This is a genomic window from Arthrobacter sp. TJ-270, from assembly GCF_058269075.1.
This window is the reverse complement of sequence record NZ_JBZCNB010000001.1, coordinates 795245-809803: the sequence shown is the minus strand read 5'-3', so window position 1 is coordinate 809803 and position 14559 is coordinate 795245. Positions and strand designations below refer to the sequence as shown.

The 14559-nt window shown below is 65.5% G+C and carries 16 protein-coding genes and 2 riboswitches; of the genes, 10 read left to right on the top strand and 6 right to left on the bottom strand.

Annotated elements, in window-relative coordinates; all coding sequences use genetic code 11:
- Positions 1-114: 114 nt before the first annotated feature.
- Genes AC4D2M_RS03830 through mnhG form a run of 6 tightly spaced genes read left to right on the top strand, consistent with a single transcriptional unit; the run spans position 115 to position 6438 of the window.
- Positions 115-3108, top strand: a complete 2994-nt coding sequence (locus AC4D2M_RS03830) for a Na+/H+ antiporter subunit A (RefSeq protein ID WP_490890128.1) — start codon at positions 115-117, stop codon at positions 3106-3108.
- Positions 3105-3602: a Na(+)/H(+) antiporter subunit C gene (locus AC4D2M_RS03825; RefSeq protein ID WP_490890126.1), complete on the top strand. Its 498-nt coding sequence runs from the start codon at positions 3105-3107 to the stop codon at positions 3600-3602. The genes AC4D2M_RS03830 and AC4D2M_RS03825 overlap by 4 nt, the downstream gene beginning before the upstream one ends.
- Entirely contained in the window at positions 3599-5227 is a 1629-nt protein-coding gene (locus tag AC4D2M_RS03820) for a Na+/H+ antiporter subunit D (protein ID WP_490890125.1), read from the top strand. Before AC4D2M_RS03825 ends, AC4D2M_RS03820 begins: the two co-directional genes overlap by 4 nt.
- Positions 5224-5793 (top strand): Na+/H+ antiporter subunit E, encoded by a 570-nt coding sequence (locus AC4D2M_RS03815; protein ID WP_490890123.1) that lies wholly within the window; start codon positions 5224-5226, stop codon positions 5791-5793. Before AC4D2M_RS03820 ends, AC4D2M_RS03815 begins: the two co-directional genes overlap by 4 nt.
- Positions 5790-6047 carry an MrpF/PhaF family protein gene (locus AC4D2M_RS03810; protein WP_490890122.1) on the top strand — a complete coding sequence of 86 codons (258 nt, stop codon included), beginning with the start codon at positions 5790-5792 and terminating at the stop codon, positions 6045-6047. Before AC4D2M_RS03815 ends, AC4D2M_RS03810 begins: the two co-directional genes overlap by 4 nt.
- A 7-nt stretch (positions 6048-6054) precedes the next feature.
- Positions 6055-6438 (top strand): monovalent cation/H(+) antiporter subunit G, encoded by a 384-nt coding sequence (gene mnhG / locus AC4D2M_RS03805; RefSeq protein WP_490890121.1) that lies wholly within the window; start codon positions 6055-6057, stop codon positions 6436-6438.
- Positions 6439-6441: 3 nt separating this feature from the next.
- Here mnhG and AC4D2M_RS03800 read toward each other — a convergent pair whose 3' ends face one another.
- Positions 6442-6702: a DUF4235 domain-containing protein gene (locus AC4D2M_RS03800; RefSeq protein ID WP_490890120.1), complete on the bottom strand. Its 261-nt coding sequence runs from the start codon at positions 6700-6702 to the stop codon at positions 6442-6444.
- Positions 6703-6815: 113 nt separating this feature from the next.
- Positions 6816-6931, top strand: a riboswitch (TPP riboswitch).
- A 54-nt stretch (positions 6932-6985) separates the two neighbouring features.
- Between AC4D2M_RS03800 and AC4D2M_RS03795 the strand changes: the two genes are divergently transcribed.
- The 4 genes from AC4D2M_RS03795 (at position 6986) to AC4D2M_RS03780 (ending at position 10543) form a co-directional block, all read left to right on the top strand.
- Positions 6986-7597, top strand: a complete 612-nt coding sequence (locus AC4D2M_RS03795; RefSeq protein WP_490890119.1) for an ECF transporter S component — start codon at positions 6986-6988, stop codon at positions 7595-7597.
- Position 7598: 1 nt separating this feature from the next.
- Positions 7599-9092 carry an ABC transporter ATP-binding protein gene (locus AC4D2M_RS03790; protein WP_490890117.1) on the top strand — a complete coding sequence of 498 codons (1494 nt, stop codon included), beginning with the start codon at positions 7599-7601 and terminating at the stop codon, positions 9090-9092.
- Entirely contained in the window at positions 9089-9886 is a 798-nt protein-coding gene (locus tag AC4D2M_RS03785; RefSeq protein ID WP_490890116.1) for an energy-coupling factor transporter transmembrane component T family protein, read from the top strand. Before AC4D2M_RS03790 ends, AC4D2M_RS03785 begins: the two co-directional genes overlap by 4 nt.
- Before the next feature lie 144 nt (positions 9887-10030).
- Positions 10031-10543, top strand: a complete 513-nt coding sequence (locus AC4D2M_RS03780; RefSeq protein ID WP_490890115.1) for a sigma-70 family RNA polymerase sigma factor — start codon at positions 10031-10033, stop codon at positions 10541-10543.
- 13 nt (positions 10544-10556) lie between these two features.
- On the opposite strand, the gene AC4D2M_RS03775 is transcribed toward AC4D2M_RS03780, so the two are convergent.
- The 5 genes from AC4D2M_RS03775 to AC4D2M_RS03755 all read right to left on the bottom strand — a co-directional run bounded on the left by AC4D2M_RS03775 (position 10557) and on the right by AC4D2M_RS03755 (position 14492).
- Positions 10557-11132 carry a COG4315 family predicted lipoprotein gene (locus AC4D2M_RS03775; protein ID WP_490890114.1) on the bottom strand — a complete coding sequence of 192 codons (576 nt, stop codon included), beginning with the start codon at positions 11130-11132 and terminating at the stop codon, positions 10557-10559.
- 129 nt (positions 11133-11261) lie between these two features.
- Complete coding sequence (locus AC4D2M_RS03770) at positions 11262-12470, bottom strand: O-succinylhomoserine sulfhydrylase (protein WP_490890427.1); 1209 nt, start codon at positions 12468-12470, stop codon at positions 11262-11264.
- Between the two features lie 70 nt (positions 12471-12540).
- The gene (locus tag AC4D2M_RS03765) at positions 12541-13023 is read right to left on the bottom strand and encodes a rhodanese-like domain-containing protein (RefSeq protein WP_490890112.1); all 483 of its coding nucleotides are present in this window, start codon (positions 13021-13023) and stop codon (positions 12541-12543) included.
- A 6-nt stretch (positions 13024-13029) separates the two neighbouring features.
- Positions 13030-13155, bottom strand: a riboswitch (SAM riboswitch).
- 88 nt (positions 13156-13243) lie between these two features.
- Positions 13244-14098 (bottom strand): aminodeoxychorismate lyase, encoded by an 855-nt coding sequence (locus tag AC4D2M_RS03760; protein ID WP_490890110.1) that lies wholly within the window; start codon positions 14096-14098, stop codon positions 13244-13246.
- 109 nt (positions 14099-14207) lie between these two features.
- Complete coding sequence (locus tag AC4D2M_RS03755; protein WP_490890109.1) at positions 14208-14492, bottom strand: hypothetical protein; 285 nt, start codon at positions 14490-14492, stop codon at positions 14208-14210.
- Between the last annotated feature and the right edge of the window lie 67 nt (positions 14493-14559).

Below are 14559 nucleotides of genomic sequence, written 5' to 3'. Positions count from 1 at the left end.
GGCGTTGCGCGGAGGGCGGAACCTGCCGGAGGAGCAGTGTATGCCACGGGTAGAATGTAGTCACGCCCTTGACCGTCAGCTGACCGTCTCGATCAGAGAGTTCAGGAGATCATCGTGCTGCTTGTGCTCACCGCCCTCTTCGCGGTGTCCGCAGTAGCGCCACTGATCTTCCGCCTGATGGGGCGCTCGGCGTTCTATGTCCTAGCCGCCGTACCTGCGGCCGGGTTCGTCTGGCTCCTCGCCACCTTCGCTGACTACACCGGAGCAGCACAGGTCAGCGCCAGCGGCCAACCCAACGCGCCGCCGTCCGTCGTCGTTCCCTGGATTCCGCAGCTGCAGCTGGAACTGGCCTTCCGCATGGACGCACTGTCGGCCGTGCTCAGCATTCTTGTTCTCGGCGTCGGATCCCTCGTGCTCTTCTATTGCGCGCGCTACTTCAAACAGGATGACGCCGACATCGGCCCCTTCGGCGCCCAGTTGCTGGCGTTCGCCGGCGCGATGTTCGGTCTCGTCATCGCCGATGACCTCATCCTCCTCTTCATCTTCTGGGAACTGACAACGGTTCTGTCCTATCTGCTGATCGGCTACTCCCGGCACCGCCTTTCCGCCAGACGGGCAGCGCTGCAGGCACTCATCGTGACGACGCTCGGCGGCCTGATCATGCTCGTGGGCCTGATCATCCTGGGACAGTCGGCCGAAACCTACCGCCTGTCGGACATCCTCGCCCGTGCCGAAACCCTCACCGGCCCGGCAATCGAGACGGCGATCGTTTTGATCCTCGTCGGCGCCATCTCCAAGTCCGCGCTCGTGCCCTTCCACTTCTGGCTCCCCAGCGCCATGGCAGCCCCGACGCCGGTGAGCGCCTACCTGCATGCCGCCGCCATGGTGAAGGCCGGCATCTACCTCATTGCGCGCTTTGCCCCCGGGTTCTCCGAGAACCTGCTGTGGTCCCCGGTTGTCCTCGGCCTCGGGCTCGCGACCATGATCTTCGGCGGATGGCGCGCACTTCGCCAGCATGACCTGAAGCTACTCCTCGCGTATGGCACGGTGAGCCAGCTCGGTTTCCTGACCATCGTGGTCGGCCAGGGAGGGCAGGAGGCGGCGCTCGCCGGGCTGGGTCTCCTCCTCGCGCACGGGTTTTTCAAGGCGACCCTCTTCCTGGTGGTCGGTATCATCGACCACCAGTCGGGCACGCGCGACATCCGGAAGCTTTGCGGAGTCGGTCGGTCCGCGCCCGTGCTGGCCTCCGTCGCCGTCATCGCTGCGGCCTCCATGGCAGGCATACCGCCCCTCCTGGGTTTTGTGGCAAAGGAGTCGGTGCTCGAAGCCTTCATCCACCAAGCGCAGGAAGGTGTGCTGGGCGTGGTGGCTCTCGTGGGAATCATCCTTGGCTCCATGCTGACCCTGGCCTACAGCGCCCGTTTCATCTGGGGCGGTTTCGCGCGGAAATCCGCCACACCGACCCCTTTCGAACGCGTCGAGCCGTCCTTCCTTTTCGCCCCGGCGCTGCTTGCCGTTGCTTCCGTTGTATTCGGTGTGCTGCCCGCTCCGCTGGACGCGGCGATCCAGCCGTACGTGCGTACCTTCCCGGCCGCGGAAGAGACGCCGCACCTGCTGCTGTGGCACGGAGTCACCCCAGCGTTGTTCCTGTCCCTGCTCTCGATCGCGGGCGGCCTCGCGCTGTTCCTGATGCGAGACCGTTTCGAGCGGATTCAGGCCCGGATCGCCCCGGACATCGACGCGGAACGGAACTACAAGAGCGTCATCGGCGTGCTCGACGACGTAGCAGTCTGGCTCACTGGCCGTACACAGCGCGGTTCACTCGCGTTCTACCTGTTCATCATCCTGTCGATGGCGATCATCGCTCCGCTCTCGGCACTGATCATCTTCGACGCACCGCTCCCACGGGCCTGGCGCCTGGCCGATTCCCCCGCCCAGCTCATTGCCGGCGTCGCGGTCCTTCTTGGCCTGGTCGCGGCACTGCGCGCCACCAAGCGCTTCATGGCCGTCCTCATGGTCGGAATCACCGGTTACGGGATGGCGCTGATCTTCGCGCTGCATGGCGCCCCCGACCTCGCGCTGACCCAGCTGCTGATCGAGACCATCGTGCTGGTCGCATTCGTACTCGCGCTGCGGTCCCTCCCGGCACGTCTGCGGCAACGGGAACCGGGAGTCCAGCACCGGCTGCTCCGGGCGGTGCTGGGTATTTCCTTCGGTGTGGTCATGGTTACCATCGCCATGTCTGCGATGGCGTCGCGGGTTGCGGACCCCATCTCGCTGAGCTTCCCGTCGCTGGCGTACGACGACGGCGGCGGCGCCAACATCGTCAATGTCACGTTGGTGGACATCCGGGCCTGGGACACCTTCGGCGAGATCAGCGTCCTCGCAATCGCGGCAACAGGCGTGGCAAGCCTGATCTTCATCCGCGGCCGCGGCGACGGACGGGTGCGCGCTGAGGGAGTGGAGAGCGGAACCGTCGGGCGAAACAGGGAACCGTTCGATGCGTACGGCCGGGAGGCCGCAGCGCTCGAGCTGGCCAAGAAGTTCGCAAGTTCCGTCAACGATGCCTGGCTTGTGGCAGGTCGGACGCTGGCCCCTGAACGCCGCTCGATCATCTTCGAGGTGATTACCCGGCTGTTGTTCCACTCAATCATCGTCTTCTCGATCTACCTCCTGCTCGCAGGCCACAATGCGCCCGGTGGCGGATTCGCCGGCGGACTCATGGCCGGACTGGCACTGACCATCCGCTACCTGGCAGGCGGTCGCTTCGAACTCGCTGAAGCAACTCCTATCAGCGCAGGGTTGTTACTGGGCAGCGGACTGGCCACGGCTGCACTCACGGCCATCGTGCCGCTGTTCCTCGGCGGCGCGGTGTTCCAGAGCGCAATCATCGAGCTGACGTGGCCAGTCTTCGGGGACATAAAGTTCGTGACCTCGACAATGTTCGACATCGGCGTCTACCTGGTTGTGGTCGGTCTGGTGCTCGACGTGCTGCGCAGCCTCGGATCTGAGATCGACGAACGCAGCGAGGAAGCAACGGCAACCATGGACGCCGGGCCCCGAGCGCCGGAGACACCCCGGGAACCGGAAGAAGAGGTGGTTCCGTGAGCGTCAACATCACGCTGCTCGTCGTCATGGGCGGATTCTTCGCCGCGGGCATCTACCTGCTCCTGGAGCGTAGCCTGACCCGCGTTCTGCTGGGCCTGATCCTGCTTGCCAACGGGGCGAACATGCTGCTTCTGGCCGCGGGTGGGCCAGGGGGCAGGGCCCCGCTCTACGCATCCGATATCCCCGCTGAGGACTACAGCGATCCGCTTCCCCAGGCGCTGATCCTCACGGCTATCGTCATTTCCTTCGCCGTGACTGCCTTCGTGCTCGGCATCATCTACCGGTCGTGGATTCTCGGACGGCAGGACGAAGTCCAGGATGACATCGAAGACCGGCGGGTGGCGTCCCAGAGCAGCTTCGATGCTGAGGATGACGCGGACATACCCATCGAAACAACGGAGTTCACGCCGGTCGAGGAGGCCGAGGAAGCGCCGGGCGCCCAGCGGACGGCAACCGGCAGAAGACCGGGCAAACCGCGGACGGAGGGGCGATGAACATCGTGAACCTGGCACCTCTGGCGGTAGTGCTGCCCTTCTTCGGTGCAGCGCTGGCCTTCGTACTCATCCGTCGTTCCAGGGCGCAGCGCACGGTCAGCATCACGACACTCTGTGTGACACTGCTGATCGAAATTTTCCTTCTCGTTGATACCAGCGGGAGGGGCACAACGGCGGTCTTCGTCGGCAACTGGGCCGCGCCGTTCGGCATCACGATGGTAGTGGACCAATTTTCTGCCCTGATGCTGGTCGTTTCCTCGGCGGTGAGCCTCGCCGTCCTGATCTACGCCACGGGGCAGGGCATGACCGACGGCGATAAGGACGCCCCGGTCTCGATCTTTCACCCCACCTACCTCATTCTGGTGGCCGGAGTCTCGAACGCGTTCCTTGCCGGTGACCTGTTCAACCTGTATGTAGGGTTCGAAATCCTGCTCACGGCGAGCTATGTGCTCATGACCCTTGGCGGCACCACGCCGAGGATCCGCGCGGGCGTAACCTACGTCGTCGTGAGCGTCGTTTCGTCGCTGCTGTTCCTGATCAGCATCGGCATGATCTATGCGGCCACGGGCACAATTAACATGGCCGACCTGGCGTTGAAGCTCGCGGATATCGACCATGCAACGCAGATGGTCCTGCATCTGATGCTCCTGGTCGCGTTCGGCATCAAGGCTGCGGTCTTCCCGCTGGCCTTCTGGCTGCCCGACTCCTATCCGACCGCGCCCGCCCCGGTGACTGCCGTGTTTGCGGGCCTGTTGACCAAGGTCGGCGTCTACGCGATGGTGCGGACCGAAACTCTCCTGTTTCCCGGAGACCGCATCAACACGCTGCTTATGGTGGTAGCGATGCTCACTATGATTGTGGGCATCCTGGGTGCCCTCGCGCAGTCGGATATCAAACGTATGCTCTCCTTCACCTTGATCAGCCACATCGGTTACATGATCTTCGGGCTCGCGGTATCAACGGTGATCGGCCTCGGCGCCGCGGTGTACTACGTTGCCCACCACATCATCGTGCAGACCAGCCTGTTCCTCGTGACCGGGCTAATCGAGCGACGCGGGGGAACGGCCAACATGGACCGCCTCGGCGGCCTTGCGAAGCTCTCCCCGTTCCTGGCACTGCTGTTTTTCATACCGGGCATGAACCTTGCGGGCATCCCGCCGTTCTCCGGATTCCTCGGGAAGCTGGGACTGCTTAAGGCGGGCGTGGAGCTGGGGACACCCCTGGCGTACGTGCTGGTCGGGGCAAGCGTACTGACGAGCCTCCTCACCCTGCTGGCGGTTGCACGTGTGTGGAACCGGGCATTCTGGCGCCAGCCGGAGGACGCCACACACCCGGACCCGATTCTGCTGATGACGTCGCCCGACGGCTCCGCCGTAACCACCTCGCGGAGGGTCTCCGGGCACAGTACCGGAAAGTTCGCGGGCAGGAACCCCGTGAACCTGCTCCCGCGGTCGATGGTCGGAGCCACCACCGGCCTGGTGTTGCTGGGCGTCAGCCTGACACTTATGGGAGGACCGCTTTTCGCCCTGAGCGAACAGGCCGCACAACAAATGCTTGAGCGAACCCCCTACATCGACGCTGTACTCGGCGACGGTGCTACCGAAGCGGCAGGTGCCACGCCATGACCAGACAACGAATCCCGTTCCGGGTCGAACTGCCGCTGCTGATCTGGCTCGTTCTTGTCTGGGGGGCGCTCTGGCAGGACTTCAGCCCGGGCAACCTGATCTTCGGTGCCATCATCGCGTTCGCCGTGGCAAACCTGCTCTACCTGCCGCCGGTCGAGCTCAGTGGACGCTTCAATGTGTTCTACGCTGCCGGTTTCGCCGTGCGCTTTGTGTACGAGCTGGTGCTGGCCAGCTTCCAGGTGTTCTGGCTGGCCCTCACCCATGGCCCGCGGCTGAAGAACGCTGTGGTTGCGGTACGCCTGCGCAGCCCATCCGACCTCCTGGTCACGGCCACCGGACACGCCATCTCATTGATTCCGGGGTCTCTCGTGATCGAAGTGGACCGCTCCACTTCCACCCTCTACCTGCACTGCCTGAATGTCGCCGGCCCCGATGACGCAGAAAAGGTGCGCCGGAATGTCCGGCGCACCGAGGAGTGGCTGATCCGTGTGATGGGAACCAGGGAGGACCTGGCACTGCTGCTCACCGCCGCCCCTCATCACCTCGAGGAAAGGGGACGCCCATGACCGTCATGCTCGGCGTCATCGCTGCGGTTCTCGGCGTCTCGGCCGTTTGCGCCATCTACCGGGCGGCTCGCGGACCGACGATTCTGGACCGTGTCATTGCCGTAGACGTACTGCTGGCCATCGTCGGCGGGGCGTTGGCCGCGGACATGGTGTTCAACGGCCACACCAACACTCTGGTAATCCTGGTGGCCACCTCCCTCATCGGGTTCATCGCCTCGGTGGCAGTTGCCCGATTCGTCATCGAAAGGAAGTGAGCCGCCGATGGATGCTGCCCTGGATATCCTTACCGCGGTCCTGCTCCTTGGCGGGGCGCTCATGTCGCTGGCGGCCGCCGTCGGGCTTATGCGGTTTCCGGACCTGCTGAGCCGCATGCATGCGGCAACAAAGCCGCAGGTTCTTGGGCTGCTGTTGTTTCTGCTGGCAATTGCAGTGGAGCAGCGCTCGTGGGCGGTTGTGCCCGTACTGATTGTCTGCTGGGTTTTCCAGCTGCTTACGGCGCCGGTGTCAGCACACATGGTGGGGCGCGCGGGCTACCGCACCAGGCACCTGCGCAAGGATCTGCTCAGCATGGATGAGCTGGACGAGGTCGTGGAACACGCGGCCACCCGACGCCGTGAGGCGGGCGACCGCGCGTCCGACGACTGACGCTTACGTGATGTGGCGTGTGTTCTCGTAGCGGCGGATGGCGCGCTGCGTGGTGCGGTTGGTGAGCACGCGGATGGTGGTGCTGACCGTACCGGATATCACGGCGAACACGAGCGCTGACCGCAGGCTGTTCTCCAGACCTTCAGTGTCTTTCGGCGGTTCGTTTCCGGTCACCCGCTTCCAGATGAAGTCCACCACCTGCGTGCCTACGAGGCCCGCCACAAGGCCCAGTCCAACACCCATCAGTTTGAAGATCGTATTCATGGTGCCTCCTTCAGTCGGCTTAGCTTTGGTCCCAGCCTAGCGTTATCGGGACCATCGATGGACGACCACGACGCCGGTACCACGGCCGGCGGGTGTACAGTTGGTATCGCTCAAAACAACGACAGGGGAGCGCAGCCACGCATGTGGTGGGCGCTGAGAGTGCGGACCACCGCAGACCCTCGAACCTGATCCGGTTAGTACCGGCGAAGGGAGTCGAGTTCTCAGGGCGACCGGCGCCCTGCCGGAAGGCCTTCCCCTCCTGTACCCAGGAGGATCAACAATCATGACTGCAACACAGAGTCCTACACCGTCCACATCCCGCCGCCGCTACGAATGGCGCGTCGTCGACATTGTGGTCGCCTCAGTCATCTCCGTGGCCGTAGGCGTCATCTTCTTTGCCTGGTCGGCCGGTTACAGCGGTATTGCCGCCGTGACCGCTGCGTACCCGCCGCTGGCCGGACTGTACTCCGGCGGTTGGCTCATCGCCGGTGTGCTCGGCGGGCTCATCATCCGCAAGCCCGGTGCCGCGATCTACTGCGAGGTACTGGCAGCGGCCGTGTCGGCGCTGATCGGCACGCAGTTCGGTATGGCCGTACTCCTCTCCGGTCTGGTGCAGGGCATCGGCGCTGAGCTGGTGTTCGCATTGTTCCTCTACCGGCGCTGGAACATCGGTGTGGCCATCCTCGCGGGCCTCAGCGCAGGTCTTGCCCTCGCGGTGAGCGAGAACATCATGTACAACGTCGAGTGGGCCATGGAATACAAGCTGATGTACGGAGTCTTCGCTGCCGTTTCGGGTGTGGTGCTCGCCGGTGTGCTGCCGTGGCTCGCCACCCGTGGGCTCGCGAAGACCGGTGCGCTGTCATCCTTCGCCGCGGGCCGCACGGCTGACGTTTAGCATGAGCACGACGGGGGTGTCCGCCCCGGCCTCGATCACGGCGCAGGGGTGGGGGTGGCGCCACCCCGGCCGGGTGCGCTGGGCGGTCCGGGATATCGACCTGACCATCGAGGCGGGCCAGCGCGTGCTGCTCCTCGGTGCGTCCGGCGCGGGGAAGTCCACGCTGCTGCATGGACTGGCAGGGGTTGTGGGTGACCAGGACGAGGGCGAGCAGGCCGGTGAACTCACGGTCGACGGCGTCAGCCCGGCTGCTGCACGCGGCCGTTCCGGCCTGGTCCTCCAGGATCCGGACACCCAGCTGGTGCTGGCCCGGGTGGGTGACGAGGTAGCGTTCGGTGCCGAGAACCTGGCCGTTCCCCGCGCCGAGATCTGGCCGCGCGTGCATCGGGCCCTCGACGACGTCGGCCTCGACGTTGCGTTGAATCATCCCACCACGGCGCTCTCCGGCGGCCAGAAGCAGCGGCTGGCCCTGGCGGCGGTCCTCGCGATGCAGCCGGGGCTGCTGCTCCTCGACGAGCCGACCGCCAACCTTGACCCCGCAGGGGCGATCGAGGTGAGGGACGCCGTCGTCCGCGTGCTCGACCGGACTTCAGCCACACTCGTGGTGGTGGAGCACCGGGTCGAGGTATGGGCCGATGTGGTGGACCGCGTGGTGGTGCTCGACTCCGACGGCGGCATCCTCGCCGACGGTGAACCGGACGCAGTGCTCCGGCACGGGTCAACGCGTTCGCGGCTCATCGAAGCCGGCGTCTGGGTGCCGGGCTACCGGCCGGAAACGCCCGCCGTCGAAACCTCGGCCGGACCGGACCTGCTGCAGGCGGCCGGGCTGGCCGTCGCGCGGTCAAAGCGTGGACGGGCAGTGCTCGACGACGTCGACCTCACCCTCCGGACGGGAGAGGCGGTCAGCGTGCTCGGCCCGAACGGAGCCGGAAAGTCAACGCTCGCGCTCACCATCGCCGGACTGCTCAGGCCGCGCGGCGGAGCACTCACTGCCCTTGAACCGCTCGCCCGCGGAGCTGGGACCAAGCCGTCGGAGTGGAAATCCGCCGAACTGGTGAGCCGGATCGGTACGGTTTTTCAGGAGCCCGAGCACCAGTTCCTGACCAACACGGTACTCGAGGAGCTGGAATTCGGTCCACGCCGGGTGGCCCGCTCCGACGAAGCGGAAATTCGACGCCGTATTGACCCCATCGCGGAGCGGCTACGCCTGACCGGGCTCCTGAAAGCGAATCCCTACACTCTCTCCGGAGGCGAAAAGCGGCGCCTGTCCGTTGCGACAATGCTCGCCACCAACCCGGACATCCTGATCCTGGACGAACCGACGTTCGGCCAGGACGCCAATACCTGGGCTGAGCTGGTTGCCCTGCTCGCCGAACTCATTCATGGGGGGACCTGCGTGGTCTCGGTAACCCATGACCGTGAGTACACGGCTGCGCTCGGGAGCCGGGTGGTGGCCGTCGACGGAACCTCCGCAACGCTGGAGGTGGTGGCGTGAGCGCCGACGTATTGAACCCCGAGATCACCGGCCGGGTGCTCCCGAGGGCCAATCCGCTCTCGAAGCTCTTCGCCGCGGTGGTGATCACCGTGGTGGTGATGCTCAGCGTGGACTGGGTGAGTGCCGGCGTCGTTCTCGGCAGTGAGCTGCTGCTGCTGCCACTGCTGGGAATCAGCGTGCGCAGGCTTTTGCTGCGGACGTGGCCCTTTGTTGTCGCGGCGATCGTCGCGGCGTACGGCACAGCATTGCTCGCGGAGAAGACCGGGCGGGTTCTCTTCGAGCTGGGGCCCGTGCTGTTCACCGAGGATTCGGTCAACGCCGGAATGGCCATTGGACTGCGTGGGCTCGCGATCGCGCTACCCGGGCTCTTCCTCCTCGCCAGTACGGACCCGACGGACCTCGCTGACGCGCTGGCCCAGCGGTTGAAGGCCCCGCACCGGTTTGTGCTGGGAGCGCTCGCGGGAATGCGGCTGGTGGGGCTCCTCTTCGAGGAGTGGCGGACGCTCGGTCTCGCCCGGCGTGCGCGCGGCGTGAGCCATGAGGGAAACCCTGCTGCACGCTTCGGGAACTTTCTCGGGCAGGCGTTCGGGCTCATGGTCCAGGCCATCCGCAGGGCTACCAGATTGGCGGTGGCCATGGAGGCGCGCGGCTTCGGGGCCGGTCCGCGCACGTGGGCCCGGGAGAGCACATTCAGCCGCGTCGACGCCGTCGTTGTTCTGGCGGGCCTGCTGATCGCAGGGCTTGCCGCGACCGCCGCGGTATATGCGGGAACCTGGAACTTCATCCTCGGTTAGCAAGCCCTGTTCGTAACCCGCTTCGGAGGTGCATCATGAAGAGAACCGATGCGGGATGCGGCAGGGTTTTCCCAACGTCGCACCGCGTCAATGGTTCGGGTACTGCGGTGTGATGTCTAGCGATGTCTAGTGTGGGGAACGAGCATGGCCGATGGACAGCCGGACTGGCTCAACGTCATCAGGGATAACCACCTGCGCCCGTTGCGGCGGTTCGTCCGCCGCCTGACCCCGGACGCTTTCCTGGCTGATGAGGTGGTCCAGCTGACCCTGCTGCGGGCGTGGGAGCATCCGGTCATGCGCGGACACAGTGAGCTCGAGATTCGCGCCTGGCTCTTTGTGGTTGCCCGGAACATCCTCGTCGACTCGTTCCGCAGCGGCTTCCGCCGCCACGAATTCGACGTGGACGAGGTCCCGGAAATTCCTTCCGACGACGAGGTGGAGCAGCTTCTGACGTCCTGGCTGCTGACGGATGCGCTCAACGAACTCTCGCCGCAGCACCGTGACGTGGTGCTGCACTTCTACTTCCGCGGCGAGACCGTGGCGGAGATTTCACGGGCCCTCTCCATACCGGAGGGGACCGTGAAATCCCGTCTTCACTATGCGCTACGCTCCCTGAAGACAGCGCTGCTTGCCCAGGATGCAGCCTCGGGAAGTTAGACCTCTTCGACCGTCATTGGATCATCGTGCCGTCGGGAGCGACGACGTACCAGACCTCATTCACACCCTGGCCCCTGGTGTCGCCCGCGGCCTCATCCTCAGCGAAGTAGTAGATCGGCATGCCGTTGATCGTGACCTGCATGTCGCCGTCGGGCGTTTGGATGGTGCCCACTTCTCCTGTGACGCTCTCCACCTCGGGCGACTCGCTGTCTGTCAGCACCGGCGGCCATGCCTCCAGGCAGCCACCCTCACAGGCGCTGACCCCGGAGTCCGGCTCATCGTTGGTGAAGACATAGACCACCATGCCCTCTGCATCGACGACCACCTCACCCAGGTCGGTTTCCGCGACGCCGAGCGGGGTTCCAACTGTTCCTCCACCGGCAGGCTCGCCGGTTGCCCCCTCGGTGTCGCCCTCGGTTGCCTCCACGGGGGGGTCCACCTCGGCCGGGTCCTCGGTAGGCGGTGCTTCCATCGCGGTTTCTTCACCTGCGGGAATGTCCTCGCTCTGGGTATCTGAGCCGCCACAGCCGGTGAGCGCCAGCAGGCAGATGGCGATGACGGCTAACAGGACGCGGATTGCTTTTCTCATGGTGATTCCTCCCGTGATCACCCCTGAACACCGGGGGTGGAAGTGGCCACTCGACCCCTCTGCCGGGAAGACGCTCGCACTACCCCGAATGGTTCAATGTGCGGTCGAACTCACAGCTGAATCCCAGCTTCAGCCTGCGGCGAGGGCCTTGCCGAGGTCCGTCTGAAGGTCACTTACGTCCTCAAGACCCACCGAGAGCCGGATAACGCCGTCCGACAGCCCGATGGCCGCGCGCCCTTCAGCACCCATAGCACGGTGGGTCGTGGTGGCAGGGTGGGTGATCAGTGTCTTCGAATCGCCAAGGTTGTTGGAGATGTCGATGATGTCCAGCGCATCGAGCAGTGCGAACGCCCGCTCCTTCGCCCGGCCCTCGGGGGCGTTCAGTTCGAATGTGACCACCGTGCCACCGGCCGTCATCTGGGCAGCGGCGAGATCGAACTGCGGGTGAGATTCGAGCAGGGGATAGCGCACCCAGGTCACTGCCGGTTGAGCTTCCAGCCAGCGGGCGAGGGTCAGCGCCGAGGACGAGGAGTGGTTGACCCGCAGGGAGAGCGTCTCGAGTCCCTTCAGGAGGGTCCAGGCGTTGAAGGAGGACAGGGCCGGACCGGTGTGCCGCATGAGGGTCTTCACCGGACCCTCGATGAATTCCTTGCGGCCGAGAATTGCGCCGCCCAGGACCCTGCCCTGGCCGTCGATGTGCTTGGTGCCGGAATAGACAACGACGTCGGCACCCAGTTCCGTGCACCGCTGCAACAGCGGTGTGGCAAAGACATTGTCCACGACGACCTGCGCGCCCGCGGCATGGCCGAGTTCCACGACTGCCCGGATGTCGACGATTTCCTGCATCGGGTTCGAAGGGGATTCGAAGAACACAGCGGTGGTAGGGACGCTCAGCGCTTCTTCCCACTGGTTGAGGTCCCAGCCGTCCACGAAGACCGTCTCCACGCCCCAGCGCGGGAGGACTTCATTCAGGATGACGAAGCAGGAGCCGAACAGGCTGCGGGAGGCGACTACGCGGTCGCCGGCAGCCAGGAGCGCTCCGAGCGCGGTGAAGACGGCGGACATGCCGCTGGCGGTGGCGAAGCACGCTTCCGCTCCTTCAAGAAGACGCAGTCGTTCCTGAAACATGGCGACTGTGGGGTTGCCGTACCGGGAGTAGACAAAGCGGTCGACGTCGCCGGTGAACGCGGCCTCCGCCGCAGCCGCGGAGGAATACACGAATCCCGAGTTCAGGAAGAGGGCCTCGGACGTTTCCTCGAAATTGGACCGTGCGAGCCCGCCGCGGACGGCGAGGGTGTCGGGCGACCAGGCGGCGGTGTCGTCGTCCGGCCGTTGGATCCGGGGGTAGCCACCGTTACCGGCGATCGGCTCCCGACCCGCTGCCGGAGAGAACGACGACGGCGTGGACTCACTCACCGGCGTCGCCCTGCCCGTTCGCCGGACTGGCAGCCGCGGATTCGGCACTGCCGGATTCAGGGGTACCGGATTCGGCGTGGGCGGTGGTCGCAAGGCCGCTGGAGCGCCAGCCGCCGTTCGCCTCGAAACCGTGCAGCACGTTGTAGGCGGTGTGCCCGGCAGCCGTTGCACTCTGCGCCGCGGCAACCGAGCGGACGCCCGAGCGGCAGAGGAACAGCAGCTCCCTGCCCTTGAGGCCGTTCAGCTGGTTGAGGAAGGAGACATTGCGGGTGCCGTCGGAGCGGTTCCACTCCAGGAAGAGGGGGACGGTCCCGGCATCGGTGAGGTCAGGGACGCCGACGGTCTGCCATTCCTCGACTGTGCGGACATCCACGAGGACGGCGCCCTTGCTGACGCGTTCCACCGCTTCGCGCGGCGTGATGTCTCCGGCGTAGCCGTTGCCTGGCTGCTGATGGGGGGTGTAATGCTGTGACACTGTGTCTCCTCACGCTGTGCACGCTGGTGATCGTGGATCCTGATCGGTGTGCCGAGTAGTCACCTGAGGCACCCCGCCGTGAAAGAGGGTTGCCGGCCAGCAAGTCAGGGCTTGGCACTGGCGCTCGTTACTCCGGATTGAACCTAGCACCGGCAACCCCGTCCGCCACGCTGTGCCGTAATGTGCGGTAACGCCCTGCGCGTGCGCTATATGTTCCGGTTCAGGAGACTGCCTGCACCAGGGCTCCGAGTTCGGCGGTCAACTCGGGAGACACCGTGACCGGCTTCCCGTCAATCGACCCGACTTCGGCGAGCAGGCGGACGCTCGAAATCAACCAGACGCCCTCGGAGTTGAACAGGTCCTCCGGCACCAGTGGGCCATAACCGAGTTCCCAGCCCGCATCACGGGCGGTCGCGAACAAGGCCCCCTGCGACGTTCCGGGCAGGATCCCGCTCTCCAGCTGCGGTGTGATTAGTTGCTTGACGCCGTCGGTCACCCGGGCAATCAGGACCGTCGACGTCGGGCCTTCGAGCACCTTGCCGTCGGTGGAGGTGAAGATGACGTCGTGGGCGCCGTGGGAGCGGGCGTAGCGGAGGGCGGCCATGTTCACCGCGTAGGAGAGAGTCTTGGCCCCCATCAGCAGCCACGGCGCGCGCTGCGCGACGGTGCTGTCATAACCGCGGTCCAGGAGGAGTACCGAGAGGCGCTGCCCGCGCAGCCCCTTGGGTAGCGGTGAGACCAGCACCCAGGAGGTCGCACCGGCCCCTTCCTCCCCGCGGGTGGCGACGAGTTTGACCACCAGTTCGCCGTCGTCGCCGGTTTCCTTCAGCGCGGTGGCGATGGCGCGTTCCCACGCGTCCGACGGCGGCACCTTCAGTTCCAGCGCCTCGGCAGAGGTCGCCAGCCGGGCCAGATGCGCCTGCAGCTTCCGGGGCGCGCCGTTGACGGCGAGCATGGTCTCGAAGATGCCGTCGCCGCGCGTGATTCCGGTGTCAGTGACCTTGAGCTGCGGCTGCGTCGCGTCAGCGATCCGGCCTGCGGGGGAGGAGGAGTCCAGGAACACCAGAACAGTCATGGGCACCAGCCTAGCGACCGAGGGGCCCGGGGCGAGCGAAGCGAGGCCAGGGAGGGCGATAGGCGCTAGCGACCGAGGGCCCCGGGGCGAGCGCTATGGGCCGGCGTTCTCAGGAATCGGGATTGCTTTCCCCGTTCAGTCCACGCTGTGCCCGGTCCGCTTCGTCAGAGGCCTCCTCAGGGAGGGGGTCGGTGGCATCCGGAACCTGGTCTGGGGCGTAGTCGATGAGCCCGGCGTCGACCCGCTCCTGCTCCGTGGCTGCCGCCAGGGCGTCATCATCCAGGCGTTCGGGCTCTCCTGCGTGCCCCTGGTAGATCCGGTTGGGCAGGAATTCGTTGTCCGGCTCCTGAACATCGTCCAGGCTGGGCGTGTTTTCATCGCGGGAGCTGGTCATGACCTTTCTCCTTCGTTGATCCGTCCTTTGCCTGTTCAATGCTTCCACACGGGATGAGGTGACGGAA

Excerpts from the sequence above, each read along its gene's own strand:
- AC4D2M_RS03760 (WP_490890110.1), bottom strand. The coding sequence starts at position 14,098 with ATGACTGTTCTGGTGTTCCTGGACTCCTCCTCCCCCGCAGGCCGGATC.
- AC4D2M_RS03755 (WP_490890109.1), bottom strand. The coding sequence starts at position 14,492 with ATGACCAGCTCCCGCGATGAAAACACGCCCAGCCTGGACGATGTTCAG.
- AC4D2M_RS03815 (WP_490890123.1), top strand. The coding sequence starts at position 5,224 with ATGACCAGACAACGAATCCCGTTCCGGGTCGAACTGCCGCTGCTGATC.
- AC4D2M_RS03780 (WP_490890115.1), top strand. The coding sequence starts at position 10,031 with ATGGCCGATGGACAGCCGGACTGGCTCAACGTCATCAGGGATAACCAC.
- mnhG (WP_490890121.1), top strand. The coding sequence starts at position 6,055 with ATGGATGCTGCCCTGGATATCCTTACCGCGGTCCTGCTCCTTGGCGGG.
- AC4D2M_RS03810 (WP_490890122.1), top strand. The coding sequence starts at position 5,790 with ATGACCGTCATGCTCGGCGTCATCGCTGCGGTTCTCGGCGTCTCGGCC.
- AC4D2M_RS03775 (WP_490890114.1), bottom strand. The coding sequence starts at position 11,132 with ATGAGAAAAGCAATCCGCGTCCTGTTAGCCGTCATCGCCATCTGCCTG.
- AC4D2M_RS03790 (WP_490890117.1), top strand. The coding sequence starts at position 7,599 with ATGAGCACGACGGGGGTGTCCGCCCCGGCCTCGATCACGGCGCAGGGG.
- AC4D2M_RS03820 (WP_490890125.1), top strand. The coding sequence starts at position 3,599 with ATGAACATCGTGAACCTGGCACCTCTGGCGGTAGTGCTGCCCTTCTTC.
- AC4D2M_RS03795 (WP_490890119.1), top strand. The coding sequence starts at position 6,986 with ATGACTGCAACACAGAGTCCTACACCGTCCACATCCCGCCGCCGCTAC.
- AC4D2M_RS03800 (WP_490890120.1), bottom strand. The coding sequence starts at position 6,702 with ATGAATACGATCTTCAAACTGATGGGTGTTGGACTGGGCCTTGTGGCG.